Source organism: Microbispora sp. H10670, assembly GCF_014161385.1.
Taxonomy (GTDB): Bacteria; Actinomycetota; Actinomycetes; order Streptosporangiales; family Streptosporangiaceae; genus Microbispora; species Microbispora triticiradicis.
In genome coordinates, this window is record NZ_JABBWW010000047.1 from 18,155 (window position 1) to 33,891 (window position 15,737).

At 69.6% G+C, this 15,737-nt stretch carries 9 protein-coding genes and 1 pseudogene; 7 read left to right on the forward strand and 3 right to left on the reverse strand.

Translation table 11 applies throughout. The annotated features are described in order from the left end of the window. Positions 1-19 precede the first annotated feature (19 nt). From HHX33_RS33750 to HHX33_RS33765, 4 genes are all read left to right on the forward strand, one after another. On the forward strand, positions 20-1,675 hold the full coding sequence (locus tag HHX33_RS33750; protein ID WP_182878112.1) for an extracellular solute-binding protein: 1,656 nt from the start codon (positions 20-22) through the stop codon (positions 1,673-1,675). A 60-nt stretch (positions 1,676-1,735) separates the two neighbouring features. Continuing rightward, positions 1,736-2,458 (forward strand): hypothetical protein, encoded by a 723-nt coding sequence (locus HHX33_RS33755; RefSeq protein ID WP_182878113.1) that lies wholly within the window; start codon positions 1,736-1,738, stop codon positions 2,456-2,458. Between the two features lie 42 nt (positions 2,459-2,500). Next, positions 2,501-4,780: an alpha-glucuronidase gene (locus HHX33_RS33760; protein WP_310741633.1), complete on the forward strand. Its 2,280-nt coding sequence runs from the start codon at positions 2,501-2,503 to the stop codon at positions 4,778-4,780. Between the two features lie 466 nt (positions 4,781-5,246). After that, complete coding sequence (locus HHX33_RS33765) at positions 5,247-8,504, forward strand: glycosyl hydrolase family 95 catalytic domain-containing protein (RefSeq protein ID WP_310741634.1); 3,258 nt, start codon at positions 5,247-5,249, stop codon at positions 8,502-8,504. An 88-nt stretch (positions 8,505-8,592) separates the two neighbouring features. Here HHX33_RS33765 and HHX33_RS33770 read toward each other — a convergent pair whose 3' ends face one another. Continuing rightward, the gene (locus tag HHX33_RS33770; protein WP_182878114.1) at positions 8,593-9,807 is read right to left on the reverse strand and encodes a cysteine desulfurase-like protein; all 1,215 of its coding nucleotides are present in this window, start codon (positions 9,805-9,807) and stop codon (positions 8,593-8,595) included. A 169-nt stretch (positions 9,808-9,976) separates the two neighbouring features. Between HHX33_RS33770 and HHX33_RS33775 the strand changes: the two genes are divergently transcribed. The 3 genes from HHX33_RS33775 to HHX33_RS33785 all read left to right on the forward strand — a co-directional run bounded on the left by HHX33_RS33775 (position 9,977) and on the right by HHX33_RS33785 (position 13,673). Beyond that, the gene (locus HHX33_RS33775; RefSeq protein ID WP_310741635.1) at positions 9,977-11,080 is read left to right on the forward strand and encodes an ADP-ribosylglycohydrolase family protein; all 1,104 of its coding nucleotides are present in this window, start codon (positions 9,977-9,979) and stop codon (positions 11,078-11,080) included. A 300-nt stretch (positions 11,081-11,380) separates the two neighbouring features. Then, the gene (locus HHX33_RS33780) at positions 11,381-11,689 is read left to right on the forward strand and encodes a hypothetical protein (protein WP_182878115.1); all 309 of its coding nucleotides are present in this window, start codon (positions 11,381-11,383) and stop codon (positions 11,687-11,689) included. 31 nt (positions 11,690-11,720) lie between these two features. Then, entirely contained in the window at positions 11,721-13,673 is a 1,953-nt protein-coding gene (locus tag HHX33_RS33785) for a DUF6571 family protein (RefSeq protein WP_182878116.1), read from the forward strand. Positions 13,674-13,682: 9 nt separating this feature from the next. Here HHX33_RS33785 and HHX33_RS33790 read toward each other — a convergent pair whose 3' ends face one another. Then, positions 13,683-14,129: a hypothetical protein gene (locus HHX33_RS33790; RefSeq protein WP_182878117.1), complete on the reverse strand. Its 447-nt coding sequence runs from the start codon at positions 14,127-14,129 to the stop codon at positions 13,683-13,685. Between the two features lie 641 nt (positions 14,130-14,770). Further along, positions 14,771-15,613 (reverse strand): annotated as a pseudogene (locus tag HHX33_RS33795) (IS1380 family transposase); the annotation flags it as partial. Positions 15,614-15,737: the final 124 nt, after the last annotated feature.

The following is a 15,737-nucleotide window of genomic DNA, read 5'->3' on the forward strand; positions in this document are numbered from 1 at the left end:
GGGAAAGGACCCCCCTCTCATGCACAAGATCAACCGGCGTCAGGCGATGGTCGCCATGGGTGCGTTCGCCGCGCTCGCCGGCTGCGGCAGCGGTGACGAGACCGGCGGCAAGAAGAGCGGTGAGGCCCTCTCGGCGAACCGGGACGGCGCGATGGCCGACTACGCCGCCGGCAAGCAGTTCAAGGCCGCCGCGCCGCTGACGTTCACCATCCTCTACAACAACCACCCGTTCTATCCGCTGCAGAAGGACTGGTTGTTCTGGTCCGAGCTCACCAAGCGGACGAACGTGACGCTCCAGCCGAACGTGGTGCCGCTCAGCGACTACGAGAACAAGCGCAGCCTGATCATCGGTGCGGGCGACGCACCAATGATCATCCCCAAGACCTACCCGGGCCAGGAGGTTCCCTTCGTCGCCTCCGGCGCGGTCCTGCCGGTCAGCGACTACATCGACCTGATGCCGAACTTCAAGGACAAGGTCGCCAAGTGGAACCTGCAGCCCGACCTGGACACCCTCCGGCAGTCGGACGGCCGCTTCTACCTGCTCCCCGGCCTCCACGAGGACTACTGGGTGGAGTACACGCTGGAGGTCCGCGCCGACGTCCTCGAGAAGCTCGGGATTGAGACCCCGCAGACCTGGGACGACGTGCACGCCATGCTCAAGGCGATGAAGGAGGAGCACCCCGACTCCTATCCCTACTCCGACCGGTGGTCCGTGCCCACCCCGGGCGGCGCCATGCTGAACCAGGTCTTCGGCCTGGGCTGCGGGGCCCGCGGCGGCTGGGGCTTCAACACCGGCCTCACCTGGGATCCGGCCGCCGGGAAGTGGGCCTACACGGGCGCGATGCCGCAGTACAGGCAGATGCTGGAGTTCATCCACACCCTGGTGCAGGAGAAGCTGCTCGACCCGGAGAGCTTCACGCAGACCGACGACCAGGCGATCCAGAAGCTGGCGTCCGGCAAGTCCTTCGTGATCAGCGGCAACGCCCAGACCCTCGTCAACGAGTATCGCCCGCCGCTGAAGAAGGCGAACCCGAAGGCCAGGCTGGTCAAGATCCCGGTGCCCGTCGGGCCGCTCGGGCCCATCAAGGCCGACTCCAACGACACCCGGCTGGAGAACGGCATCATGATCTCCGCGAAGGCCAAGGACAGCAAGAACTTCGTGGCGATGATGCAGTTCATCGACTGGCTCTGGTACTCCGACGAGGGCCAGGTGTTCGCCAAGTGGGGCGTCGAGGGGGTCACCCACACCAGGGACGCCTCCGGCTTCCACCTCGCGAAGGACGTCGACTTCGTCGGGCTCAACCCCGGGGCGCCCAAGCACCTGCAGAAGGACTTCGGCTTCTCCAACGGCGTGTTCGCGTACGGCGGGAGCACCGAACTGCTCCAGTCGGTCTTCTCGGAGGAGGAGATCGAGTGGCAGAAGGCCATGAACGCCCGGAAGGCGCTGCCGCCGAAGCCGCCGGCCCCCCTCAACGACGAGGAGCGTGAGCAGGCCGCGCTGTGGCAGACCCCGCTGAAGGACCACGCCACGCAGAACTCGCTCGAGTTCATCCTCGGCAAGCGTGACTTCTCCGAGTGGGACGCGTACGTGCAGGAGCTGGAGGCCAAGAACATGTCCGCCTACGTGAACCTGGCGAACAGCGCCTACGAGCGGTACAAGAAGGAGCACGGCTGACCGTCGCGCCGGTAGGCGCGCTCGACCCCGCGGCGGCCCGATCGACCAGGAGACTCCCCCATGACCGACACGACGACGACGTCGCGGGCGGCGACGACGGAGGCGGCACGGCGGTTCGGCACCGGCCCGCTCTCGCGGGCCGCCGCGCTGGTCTACACCCTGCTCGTGGTCGAACTGCTGCTGCTGACCGCCTGCCTGCCCGGCCTGGCGGGGCTCGTCCTGCTCGGCCTGTTCGGGCGTGACGCGGCCAACCTGCCGCTGGCCGCGGCCTGCCTGCTCCCGGCCGGCCCGGCGCTGTCGGCCGCGCTGTACGCGCTGCACCGCCGCCGCCCGGATCTGGCGGACCTGCGTCCGGCGGCGGCGTTCCTGCGCGGCTACGCGATGAACGTCCGCGGCGCGCTCAAGGTGTGGGTCCCGGCGCTGGCGTTGCTGACCGTCGTCGCGGTCGTCCTCGCGAACTTCCCCGCCGCCGGAGTGCCGGACTGGTGGACGGTGCCACTCGTCGTCATCGGGGTGGTGACGGTGGTGTGGACCGCGAACGCGCTGGTGATCACCTCTCTCTTCGCGTTCCGGGGGCGGGACGTCGCCCGCCTGGCCGCCTACTTCCTGTTCCGGACGCCCCGGGTGGCGCTGGGCGACGCGGGACTCCTCGTCGCGGCGGCCGGTCTCACACTGGTCGCCACCGAGGCGGCGACGGCGGCGCTGGCCTCGGTGTTCGCGGCGCTGCTGCTGCTGAACAGCCGGCCGATGATCGCCGAGGTGCGCGACAGGTTCACCGCGTGACCCTCCCGCGACGACCGGCACGCCTGTCCGAAGGGAAGTCCCGTGACCTTTTCCGGCCCGCCCGGCACCCCCGGTTCGCGCGGCGTCCACCCGGCGTGGCTGCCGGACGAGGCGTTCCGGCCGATCGGATCGCGCCGTACGCTCCTGTGCGGCGGCGGACCGCTCGCCGGGACCGTGCACGAGGAGGTGGCGTCGGCCTGCGCCCGGTACGGCGGCAGCGTCCGGCGGCGGGCGGCCGGCCCGGACGAGGCCCCGGAGGCCGTTCCGGACGACGGCCCGGAGGCCGGCCCGGACGACGGCGCGGACGACGGCGGGCCGTACGACCTCGTGCTCGCGCTCACCACGGCCGGGCCCCTGCCCGCGGTCGCCGAGACGGCCCTGGCCGGGTTCCGGCGAGGGCCCGCGCCGGGTGGCGGCCCGGCGGTCGGCCCGGACATCGGCCCGGACATCGGCCCGGACATCGGCACGGACATCGGCCCGGACATCGGCACGGCCGGCGGGGACGAGGGCATCGGGGACGAGGGCTACGTCGTCGCCCGGCACGACGGCGTCACGGTGGTGCTCGCCGATTCGACGACCGGCCTGCTCTACGGCCTGTTCCATCTGGTGCGGCTCGGCGAGGAGGCGTTCGGCGCCGCGCGGCCGGCCGAGCACCACCGGCCCGCGGCCCGGCTGCGCATGCTCGACCACTGGGACAACGTGGACGTGCACCCGGTGATGGGCCAGGTCGAGCGCGGCTACGCGGGCGGGTCGATCTTCTGGCGCGACGGCGCGTTGCGCGACGACCTGACGCGGGTCCGCGCCTACGGGCGGCTGCTGGCCGCCTGCGGGGTGAACGCGGTCACGGTGAACAACGTGAACGTGCACGCCACGGAGACCCGCCTGCTCACCGATCGTCTCCGCGACGTCGCCGCGATCGCGGACCGGCTGCGCCCCTACGGCGTACGGGTACACCTGTCGGTGAACTTCGCCGCGCCGGTCGCCCTCGGCGGGACGGCGACCGCCGACCCGCTCGACGAGGACGTGCGGACGTGGTGGGCCGCCGTAACCGCGCGGGTGTACGAGACGATCCCCGACTTCGGCGGCTACGTGGTCAAGGCCGACTCCGAGGGGCAGCCGGGGCCCCACGCGTACGGACGTGACCACGCCGACGGCGCGAACCTGCTCGCCGAGGCGCTGGCGCCGTTCGGCGGGGTCGTCCACTGGCGCGCCTTCGTCTACAACCACCGGCAGGACTGGCGCGACAGGTCGACCGACCGGGCCCGCGCGGCGTACGACCACTTCACCCCGCTCGACGGGCGCTTCCGCGACAACGTGATCCTCCAGGTGAAGCACGGCCCGATCGACTTCCAGGTGCGCGAGCCGGTCTCGCCGGTGATCGCGGCGATGCCCCGCACCCGGGTCGCGGTGGAGCTTCAGGTGACGCAGGAGTACACCGGCCAGCAGCGGCACGTCTGCTACCTCGCGCCGATGTGGAGCGAGGTGCTCGGCTTCCGCCCGTGGGGCCCCGCCGGGCCAGGCGTGGCCCACGTGGTGGCCGGTGACGTCGCCGATGGCGCGGCCGGCGGAGGGCTGGTGGGGGTCTCCAACGTCGGCGACGACCCCTACTGGACCGGCCACCCGCTCGCCCAGGCCAACCTGTACGCCTTCGGCCGGCTCGCCTGGGCGCCGTCCTCCGACCCGGCCGCGATCCTCGACGAGTGGATCGGCCTCACGTTCCCGGCGGCGGGCGGGAACGACGCGACCGGCGGGGACGACGGGCGGCTGCGGGAGGCGCTGCACGAGATCATGGACGACTCGTGCGGCACGTACGAGCGGTACACCGTGCCGCTCGGCGTGGGGTTCATGGTCCGCCCCGGCCACCACTACGGCCCGGACGTGGACGGGTACGAGTACACGCCGTGGGGCACCTACCACTTCGCCGACCGCGACGGCGTTGGCGTCGACCGCACCCGCGCCACCGGCACGGGGTTCACGGGCCAGTATCCGCCGCCGTGGTCGGAGGTCTACGAGTCGCTCGCGCGGTGCCCCGACGAACTGCTGCTGTTCTTCCACCACGTCCCGTACGGGCACGTGCTGCACGACGGGACCACCGTCATCCAGCACATCTACGACACGCATTTCGCCGGCGTCGAGGAGGTGGACCGGGCGCGGCTGCGCTGGGCGGAGCTCGCCGGGCTGGTGCCCGACGCCCCGCACGCCCGCGTACGCGAGTTGTTCGCGGAGCAGCTCCGCTGCGCCGAGGAGTGGCGCGACCAGGTCAACGCGTACTTCCTCCGCAAGTCGGGCGTGCCCGACGCCCGAGGCCGCCGCATCCCCTGAGCATCCCTGAGCCCCTCCCCGAACGCCGGACCTTCCGGACGCCGGGGCTTGCGATCGCGACAGGCGCCGCAATCACCGCGCGTGACGCCACCGTGACGGCGGCGCCGACGCCGGGGCGTCCGTCCAGTCCACCCGCAAGATCGGCCCAAGTCAACGCGTTCCGGACATGATTAAGGCCAAAGGTCAGATGTTCTCGAGGGTCAAGGGGGCAAGATGGCGGGTTTTCGGGCGTTTTGATAACAACCATTGACCCATACATCAAATCTTTGTAGCTTTGCGCTCACCCCCTACACCGCCTCGTCACAGTGCCGGTCCCGCCGAGCCCGTCTGCCCCCGCCACCGCCGGGATCAGGCGTATCGGCGTGCGCCGGGCCGTCGGCAAGGCCGGAGCGCGTTTGGAGAACCGATGCCAGACCTGACGCGAAGGCAATTGATGAAGATCGGCACGGTCGGAGCAGGAGCTCTGATGCTGCCGATGCAGTGGACAGCGGTCGCCCGCGCCGGATCGTTGGCACCCCCGGAGGTACGCGCCGCCAACGACATGGCCCTGTGGTACGACCGGGGCGCCGGCACGGACTGGCTCCGCGCCCTTCCGATCGGCAACGGGCGCCTCGGCGCCATGGTGTTCGGCAACGTCGACGTCGAGAGGCTCCAGCTCAACGAGGACACCGTCTGGGGCGGCGGACCGTACGACCAGAGCAACCCCAAGGGCGCGGCGGCGCTGCCGGAGATCCAGCGCCTGGTCTTCGCGGACCAGTGGAGCCAGGCCCAGACCCTGATCGACCAGAACATGCTGGGCAAGCCCGCGGGCCAGCTCGCCTACCAGACGGTCGGCAACATCAGGCTGACCTTCCCCAGCACCAGCGGGTTCACGGAGTACAACCGCCAGCTCGACCTCACCACCGCCGTCACGTCCGTCAACTACCTGCTGAACGGCGTGCGGTACAAGCGCGAGGTCTTCGCCAGCGCGCCCGACCAGGTCATCGTCATCCGCCTGACCGCGGACAAGCCGGGCTCGATCACGTTCAGCGCGACCTTCGACACCCCCCAGCGCACGACGACCCGCACCAGCCCGGACAGCACCACGGTGGCGCTCGACGGCGTCTCGGGCACCTTCGAGGGCATCCCCGGCCAGGTCAAGTTCCTGGCCCTGGCCAAGGTCGTCGCCGAGGGCGGCGCGGTCACCAGCACCGGCGGAACGCTCCAAGTCGCCGCCGCGGACAGCGTGACGCTGCTGATCTCCATCGGCACCAGCTACGTGAGCTACAAGGACGTCAGCGGCGACTACCAGGGCATCGCCCGGCAGCACCTCGAAGCCGCCCAGCAGACGCCGTACGACCAGCTGCGCAGCCGGCACGTCGCCGACTACCAGGGCCTGTTCAAGCGGACGACGCTCGAACTGGACCGCACCGACGCGGCCGACCAGCCGACCGACGTCCGGATCGCCCAGCACGGGGCCGTCGACGACCCGCAGTTCTCCGCGCTGCTGTTCCAGTTCGGCCGCTACCTGCTGATCAGCTGCTCGCGTCCCGGGACGCAACCGGCCAACCTGCAGGGCATCTGGAACGACTCGTTGAGCCCGCAGTGGGACTCGAAGTACACCATCAACGCCAACCTGCCGATGAACTACTGGCCCGCCGACACGACGAACCTGTCGGAGTGCTACGAGCCGGTGTTCTCCATGATCAAGGACCTCACCGAGACCGGCGCCCGCACCGCCGAGGTGCAGTACGGAGCCGGCGGCTGGGTCACCCACCACAACACCGACGCGTGGCGGGCGACCTCGGTCGTCGACGGCGCGCTCTGGGGCATGTGGCAGACCGGCGGCGCGTGGCTGTCCACCATGATCTGGGAGCACTACCTCTTCACCGGCGACGTCGAGTTCCTGCGGAAGAACTACCCGGCGATGAAGGGCTCGGCGCAGTTCTTCCTCGACACCCTCGTCGAGGAGCCGAAGCTCGGGTATCTGGTCACGAACCCGTCGAACTCGCCCGAGCTGCCGCACCACCCGAACGTCAGCGTCGCCGCCGGCCCGACCATGGACAACCAGATCCTGCGTGACCTGTTCACCGGCTGCGCCGAGGCCAGCGAGGTGCTCGGCGTGGACGCGAGCTTCCGGGACCAGGTCCTGGCCGCCCGGGACCGGCTCCCTCCGATGAAGATCGGTTCGCGCGGCAACATCCAGGAGTGGCTGTACGACTGGATCGAGACCGAGCGGAACCACCGGCACGTCTCGCACCTGTACGGCCTGCACCCCAGCCACCAGATCACCAAGCGCGGCACTCCGGAGCTGTACACCGCGGCGCGGCGGACGCTCGAACTGCGCGGCGACGACGGCACCGGCTGGTCCCTGGCCTGGAAGATCAACTACTGGGCCCGGCTGGAGGAGGGCAAGCGGGCGCACGACCTGGTCCGCCTCCTCGTGACGCCGGCCCGGCTCGCGCCGAACATGTTCGACCTGCACCCGCCGTTCCAGATCGACGGCAACTTCGGCGCCACGTCCGGCATCGCCGAGATGCTGCTGCAGAGCCACGCCGGCGAGCTGCACCTGCTGCCCGCGCTGCCGCCCGCCTGGACGAACGGACGGGTCAAGGGTCTGCGGGGCCGCGGCGGCCACACCGTCAGCGTGGAGTGGAGCGAGGGCCAGGCCGACGACTACCGCGTCAGGCCGGACCGCGAGGGCGTGGTCAAGCTGCGCGGCGACATCTTCGCGGGCCGCTTCAAGCTCCTCGACACAACAGGCGGCGGCACGGCCCAGTACAAGAGGGTCGAGCCCGACGCCATCGAGATCAACGCGCAGGCCCGCCACACGTACCAGGCGGTCGCCCTGCAGAAGATCACGATGACCGCGCCCGTCGAGGTGAGCCCGGGACAGGGAGGAAAGGTCAAGGTCACCGTCAAGGCGGTCGACATGCCGATCGCGCCCAACGCGACCGTGACGCTCCAGGCGCCGGAGGGGTGGACCGTCACCCCCGCGCAGGCCGAGGTGGGGCCCCTGGCGCCGTACGCGAAGGCCACCGTGCAGTTCACCGTCACGCCCGCCGCCGGCGCGGCGAGCGGCACCGCGGTCCTCACCGCGGTGGTGAGCGGCACCCAGGCGGGCGAGGACTGGACCGCGTCCACGCAGGCCACGGTGCGGGTGTGGAGCGGCGGCGAGAAGCCGCTGGAGGAGCTGTTCAGCAACGTCGCCGTCACCGACGACAACAACACCGCTCCCGGTGGCTTCGACGGCACCGGAGGGGCCAGCATCTCCGCCCAGGCGCTGGCGTCGGTCGGGGTCACCCCCGGGGCCACCGTCGCCAAGAACGGGGTGAACTTCAAGTGGCCCAACGTCCCGGTGGGCACCCCTGACAACGCCATCGCCTCGGGACAGTCCCTCAAGATCACCGGCACCGGCAAGACGCTCGGCTTCCTGCTGACCGGGACCTACGGCGCGGTGTCCGGACCGGCCACCATCGTCTACAAGGACGGCACGAGGCAGACCTTCACCCTCAGCTCGCCCGACTGGTACGGCGCGCCGAGGCCCGAGGGCGACGCGGCCGTCGTGGCCCCCTACCAGAACCGGCCGAACAACCAGCGGCAGAACACCGCCGCGACCATCTACTACGTCGGCGTGCCGCTGCAGAACAAGGAGATCTCCCGCGTCGACCTGCCCAACATCAGCGCACGGGCGGCGACCAACGTCGCGACGATGCACATCTTCGCCGTGGCCATCGGCGGCTGATCCCGCCCCGGTCACCGGTCACCGTCACCACCCGGAGGCCGCGGCACGGCTCACCAGCCGTGCCGCGGCCTCCGGCCGTGTTCTCGTCCTACTTCCGCCCGCCCGGCAGGCCCGTCAGCGCCTCCAGCAGCCGGTCCACGTCCGAGCGGTCGTTGTAGTGGACGAGACCGGCGCGTACGGCGGAGCCCCGGTCGCGGATGCCGAGGGCCAGGGCCGGCTCCCAGGCGTAGCAGTGCCCGTCCCACACGTTGACGCGGCGGGCGGCCAGATGCTCGGCGACCTCACGGGGCGTGTGTCCGTCCACCGTGAAGTAGACCGTGGCGGTGCGGCGCCGGGGTGACCCGATCAGCGTCACCCCGGGCAGGGACGACAACCCCTCCAGCAGATGGGCCAGCTCGGCCTGCTCATGGGCCTCCACCGCCGCCATGGAGACGCGCAGCCGCTGCCGGCGGGTGCCGGTGGCCTCCGGGTCCAGGCCGGCGAGGTGGTCGACCGCGGCGGCGACCCCCGCGAGGTCGGCGAAGGGCGCCGTCCCCGTCTCGAACCGGTCGGGCACGTCGTCCGGAGCGGAGGCGAGCTTGTCGGGCCGCAGGCGCTCCAACAGGTCCGGACGCGCCACGACGGCCCCGACATGCGGGCCCGACCACTTGTACGCGCTGGTCGCGTAGAAGTCGGCGCCCAGCGCGACCATGTCGACCGGCGTGTGCGGGGTGGCGTGCACGCCGTCCACGTACGTCAGGGCCCCGGCGGCGTGCGCCAGGTCGGCGATCCTCCGCACTTCGGGGATGGTCCCCAGGATGTTGCTCGCCGCGGTCACCGCCACCAGCCTCGTCCGTGCGCCGACGAGCTCGCCGTACTGGTCCGCGGGCAGTTCACCGCTCGGCACCTCGATCGACGCCCAGCGCACCCGGGCGCCGGCGCGCTCGGCCGCCTGCGCCCAGGGCCGGACGTTCGCGTCGTGGTCCAGCCGGGACAGCACGATCTCGTCCCCCGGGCCCCACTCCTTGGACAGGGCGTACGCGAAGCGGTAGGTGAGGGTGGTCATGTTCGGGCCGAGGACGACGCCGCCGGGATCGCCGCCGACGAGGTCGGCGACGGCCCGCCGGGCCTCGGCGACGATGGCGTCGGACCGCGAGCTGGCCGCGAACGCCCCGTGCGTGTTGCCGATGCCGGCCGAGTAGGCCGCCACGATGGCGTCGATCACGGGCTGGGGCACCTGGGTGCCCGCCGCCGCGTCGAGCCAGGCGGAGCCGTCGGACAGGGCGGGATAGAGGGCACGGACGCGTCCGATGTCGAAGCTCATGACTCCTCAGTCTCGCGGCACCATCAGCCGGAGAAAAGAGCTGATTTCGGTCATACAACCTGAAATCGCCTTCGACGCTGCACCCTCAAGATGAGTGCGCGGGACCGCTGTGGTGGAATGCCCGGCAAGACCCAATAGAAGCCCAGACGGGCGAAAGGGGATTCTCGTTGTGAGTGATGCCGAGACAGGTGGAATGTCGTTCCGGGCGAGGGTGCGCGGCTGCCTGCTCGGCGGGGCGATCGGCGACGCCCTCGGCGCGCCCGTCGAGTTCGACCCTCTGGCGGTCATCCAGCGCGACCACGGCAGCGCGGGCCTGGTCGACTTCACCCCCGACTGGCGGGGCAAGGTCGGGCTGATCACCGACGACACCCAGATGACGTTGTTCACCGCCGAAGGGCTGATCCGCGCCGACGTCCGCGTACGCGAGAGAGGCATCGGCAGCGAGACCGACGTCGTCCGCAACGCCTACCTGCGCTGGCTCGACACCCAGGAGCACCGCTCCCCGCCGCCGGCGGACGGTCTCGTCCGCACCGGCCGGCTTCGCGAGCAGGCCTGGCTGTACTCCCGTCGCGCGCCCGGAAACGCCTGTCTGTCCGGACTGCGCGTCGCGCCCGGTCCGGCCGCCGCTCCCGGCGAACCCGGGCCGGTCAATCCCCGGTCGAAGGGCTGCGGCACGGTGATGCGCTCGGCGCCGTTCGGGCTGGCCGCCCGCGACCCGTACGCGGCCTTCGATCTCGCGGCCAGATGCGCCCAGATCACGCACGGGCACCCGACCGGCTACCTGGCGGCGGGGGCCTTCGCGGCGATCGTCTTCTTCCTGGTCGAGGGCAGGCCGCCGATGGAGGCCGTACACCACACCCTCGAAATCCTGCGGGACAAGCCCGCGCACGAGGAGACCACCACCGCCCTCCAGGCCGCGGTCGCCCTGGCGGACGCGGCGAAGCCGTCACCCGAGACGGTGGAGTCGCTCGGCGGCGCCTGGGTGGCCGAGGAGGCGCTCGCCATCGGCGTCTACTGCACCCTGGTGAGCGACGACGACGTGGAGCGGGGGCTGCTGCTCGCCGTCAACCACTCCGGCGACAGCGACTCCACAGGCTCCGTCTGCGGCAACCTGCTCGGCGCCCGGCACGGCGAGGCGGCCCTTCCCGAGCGGTGGCTGTCCCGGCTCGAAGGCCGGGAGGTCATCTCCGAACTCGCCGACGACTTCGCGGACCAGTTCAGCGGCCAGTCCGGTGGAGGCCGCGCGGCGTCCGGCAAGTACCCCGGCTGCTGACCGGCTTTCGGCGGGTGGCCGGCTTTCGGCCCGTGGCCGCTGAAGTGATCGTCGCCGACGCACGTGTGCCGGCGGCTGTCACTCCAATTCGATGCTTGTTTCCCTGGCGACGTTGCTGAGACGGAGATAAGTTCGTGAGGGATGAACTTATCTTCTCCACTCCGGCGAACATATCGGGCAACCCGAAATGAATCGCCGGTTGGATGTCCGGAGAGTGCGGTTGCCGAGGCTATAGGACGATGTCTACCTTTGACATCGAATGCGAAGCGGGGGCGAGGGGCAGGCGGAACGGGGGACGGCGTGGCGGAAGAGATGGTGCCCAACCCTCGCCACGCGCAATTGGTGGAGCTCCTCAGGGAAGTGCAGAGCCGCGCCCACGAGGTCGGGCAGGCATATCACGGTATTTATGCCGCGATGCAGTCAGCCAACGTGTGGACAGGACCGACCGCCGCGAAATGGACGGACGAGGTGGCCGATCGGCATCACCGCCTGGCCCAGCTCGTACGGCAGATGACCCATGCGATCGAGGACGAACTGCACCGGCATCCGGCGATGGTGACCCGCTCCCAGGCCGAGCTCATCCGGCACCGGCTGACCGGGCGCCCCTGAACGCTGTGACCGCCCCGCCAGGAAGGACGCGATGACATCTCCCAGCGGCGACTTCTGCGGCATCGACCCGGCGGCGATGAACGCGATGGCGGCCGACCTGCGCCGGGCCGCCGACCGGCTCACCGCCTTCTCCGCCGACTTCGAGGGGCTGTTCCGGGCGAACGGGGTGAGCACCACTCCCCTCACGCAGGTCACCGCCATCGCCGACTGGGGCAGAGGCCAGGTGCCCAAGCTCTCGGAGCGGGCCGAACTGATCAAGGCGCTCAACGGAACGGGCGACCACACCTTCGCCCGCCTGCCGGACGCACTGGACAGCTTCGCGACCGGCCACGGCCTGGGCCTCATGTACGGCACCGGCCTCCTTGCGAACCCCGACTTCACCGTCGAGACAAAGGGTGACCTCGTCCATCAGCACATCAAGGAGATCGCCGCACTGGCCAAGGACCCCGCCGCCGCCGCGGCGTTCTTCGCCACGTTGCCCGCCGAAGTGCGCGACGCGCTGCCCGACCTCCTGATGAACACCGGCAGCCCGACCGCCAAGGCCGACCTGGCCGCGTTCAGCGACGCCCTGGGCGCCGCCCTGCGCGCCCCCGGCCGCATCCCGGCGTTCGAAAAGGTGAAGGCAGAACTGCTGAGCAAGCCGCCCGATCGAGGCGTGGCGTGGAACCGGCTCGCGCTGCTGGCCGGAGCGAAGGCCCCGACGGACATCCGTGTGGCCGCCGCCCGCGCTCTCGCTTTGGACGACTTCGTGAAGAACCCGCGGCAGGAGTGGATCGGCGGTAGCGCGAGCCTGTCCCGGACATACGGCTACTCCCCCGACACGATCGCCCTCGCACTGGAAGTGCTGTCGGGGGACGGCAAGGCCGCACGGGCCGCATTCACCCAGATGGGCGGCGACCGTGTCAAGCTCAGCCCGGTCGAGCTGATGAAGCGGTTCCTGGACCACAGCAAGTTCGTCGGCACCGGGAACGAGGTCGCCGACGCCTTCGGTCGTGTACTGGCAACCGCCTCCGGAGCGTACGACGAGAGGGATGGGGCGCATTCGACGGAGGCCGCGAGGTTCGCCTTCGACGTGATCCGGGAGATTCCCAAACTCGGCGTCCCGTACCCGATGCGAACGTCGATGGCCGAGATCGCGGGCTCCTACGCCACCGAGTTCACCGAGGGAGCCAACCTTGGTGATGCCAATCGCACCCAGCCCAGTGCCTTCGGGCCGGTCGAGACAATCGTGCCCGGCCTGAACCCGGTGTTCCGCCTCAGCCCGAAGGACACCTACGAGTTCGTCAAGACGTTCGCGGATTCGGCCGCGCACATCAAGCCCTTCGAAGAAGGAATGGGCAACCTCACCGAAAGGCTTGTCAATGTCGCCGCCAAGATGGACCACGGCAAGAGTACCAAACACCTCGAACGGGCGATGCGAGCGCTCGGCTACGTCGCCGGAATGCAGTTCGCGACGGAGCGGGAGGTGCAGGGGAAACTCGACGCCGAGGACCAGGCCCGGGTCAAGGCACAGATGTTCGCGTACGGCCTCGGTCTCGGCGTCACCGGGTTCGCCATTCCAGGCGTTGCCGGCCAGATTCTGTGGCTTGGGGTGTCCACCTTCACGCCACTCGGCGTGGAACCTGCAATCACACCTGACAGAAGCCGGGTGAGCGTACTTGACGCAAGGGACCGCGCTGCCTGGATGGCCCGGGAGACCTGGCTGGCGAACATCTTGATGTCCAATGGTTTCAAGGCCAAGGTCCCTCCGAATGACCCGCGCTTCTCCAAGGCACCAATCGCTGGAGCCGACGGCAGACTGCTGCCCTTCTCCGAAATGGCGAAGAACAAGGACGCCGTACGCAACTTCGACAACTGGCTCATCACCAACGGCTCCGGCGGACTGAACGATCGAGAACTTGGCGAGGTCCAGACCTCTCTTGAGGAGCGATTCGCGGGTGCAAGGAAAGTCGCAGAAACCCGGGGCCCTTCACCATACGAGTGATACTTGGCTTCATTTGCGTGGCAGACACTCCGTCTCGCCCCGCACTTTAATTCTGCCTATACTCGGAGAGGAAAGCTTAATCCGTGTGTGGTATTGATTACTCACAGCCTCCTGATAAGTCGGAGTCATGCCGACCTTGACCAACCTGTAGTCCGCAATGGCGTCCAGCGTTCCTACTAACGCGAGCGTTATGCCCTCAGAATCTCCAGAACCAACCTTAGCCCTTGCCTCAACCGCGTAGCTCCGTTTATATTTATCGTTCCCACAGGGGATGTCCTGACCTCCGGGATCAGTTATCTTGATATCTGTACCAAAAACATGCTTCACGGTCTGGTCGATATGACGTTTGAGGATCCGACCGGCTTCGGCTGCTGTTGGTTCAGGCTCACTGCATGCGGACAGAATCAGCCCGAATACCAGGGAAACCGAGACGATAAACCGCAGTCGAAGCGTCACGTGATCCTCCAGACAGCCAAGCCCACCTGCTGCACACCATGGTGTCAGCAACCGGGCCTATGCTACGTGCAGTTCACGAAAATACCCAGGCCAACCCATGATGTGTGCCGATACACGCGGCTCGGTCACCGGAGGAAGCCAGCGCCCCGGCCGCCCAGGACCACACCGCATTCTCGCCTGCGATTACAGTGTTATCGGAATCCGAGAAAACGTCGGTGCCTTGAGCTTGGCGCATCCCGGTAAGGTGACGCCGCGCAATTGGCTGCAGGGGAACTCGACGGCGCCGCCGAATCTCTTGGTGACATGCTCGATACGCGTCCCGAGCTGCGTACGGTCCCAGTCGTGCGGCGCGTCCGCCGTATCGGGGCTCATCGAACTTGATCGGGGTTGAGGCCAGCCCGGGCCTGCTCGCGCGACTGCGGGAGGGGATTGCCTCTTGAGGGAGCTCGCGGCTCTCGTTGATCATTTCTGTTGTCTAGCCTCGATCTTTCGCGCCCATCCGGCGGCTGGCTGAGCAGTTCGGCTGGAGTGTGAAATCGCGGCGGTGGTCAGGGTGGTGGCCCGGCTGTCGCGCCGGGTGGGCGGGGTTCCACGGGCCCGCAGGGGTGTCCTTTCCTGGTCGTCGGGGCGGCTGGTGCTGGTCAGGTCGGTGCCGGGAGCGCCTGGAGTCGGGTGATGGCGGCGACCAGCTGGCCGGCCCAGGGCCATGACGCGGCCACACGTAGACGTAAGCGTCGTCCGCCGCGGACCAGGCGGGCGGCCACGGCGAACAGGCGCAGCCGCAGCCGTTTGGGCTCATAACGGCGAGCGGGGGTCTCGTGCAGGGCGAGCAGCTGCATCCAGGCCAGGAGTTCGCAGGCCAGGGCGACGACCTCGCACCAGATCTGGTTCTGGGTGAAGTCGTGCAGCGGTAGGTTGCGCAGCCCGGTGTCCTTGGCGGCGCGGATGCGGTCTTCGCATCGGGCGCGGCGGCGGTGGCGTAGTTCTAGGTCGGCGAGCTGACTACGGCGGGTGTTGGTGACGAAGCAGGTGAAGCGGTGCCCGTCGATGTCGGTGAAGCGCAGTTGTGCGCCCGGGTGTGGGCGTTCCTTGCGCACGATCAGGCGCATTCCCTTTGGCCAGCCCTCCATGGTGACCATGCCGGTGAGTTCGGCGACCCAGGCGCCGGGCCGTACCTGCCCGTCGGGGTCGTAGGCGGGTGTCCACGCCTGCTCGGGTAAGGCAAGGATCGCGGCCTGGGCTTCCTCGGTGAGGGTGAACCCGATGGAGTAGGACAGCCGCCGCCCGGGCCGGGTCAGCCAGGTGAGGAACTCGTGGGTGCCGCCGCCGGAGTCGGTGCGGATCAGCACCTGCCGGCGGCGGTGCTTGGGGAGCTGGGCCAGCGCCAGGCGGGTCGCGGTGATGTGGTCGGCGGCGGTGTTGGACCCGGCGTTACCGGGCCGCAGAAGTAGGGCCAGCGGTTCCCCGCCCCCTGCGGGGCCGTGAACCACTCCGACTTTCGTGGAGGCCCTGAAGCCAGCATCATCTGCTGGCGGAAGGGAGAATCACGTCACGATGCCAGCCCCGAGGAAGTACCCCCAAGAGCTTCGCGAGCGCGCGGTGCGCATG

Coding starts and splice junctions, on each gene's coding strand:
- HHX33_RS33750 (WP_182878112.1), top strand. CDS start 20: ATGCACAAGATCAACCGGCGTCAGGCGATGGTCGCCATGGGTGCGTTC.
- HHX33_RS33755 (WP_182878113.1), top strand. CDS start 1,736: ATGACCGACACGACGACGACGTCGCGGGCGGCGACGACGGAGGCGGCA.
- HHX33_RS33765 (WP_310741634.1), top strand. CDS start 5,247: ATGCTGCCGATGCAGTGGACAGCGGTCGCCCGCGCCGGATCGTTGGCA.
- HHX33_RS33770 (WP_182878114.1), bottom strand. CDS start 9,807: ATGAGCTTCGACATCGGACGCGTCCGTGCCCTCTATCCCGCCCTGTCC.
- HHX33_RS33785 (WP_182878116.1), top strand. CDS start 11,721: ATGACATCTCCCAGCGGCGACTTCTGCGGCATCGACCCGGCGGCGATG.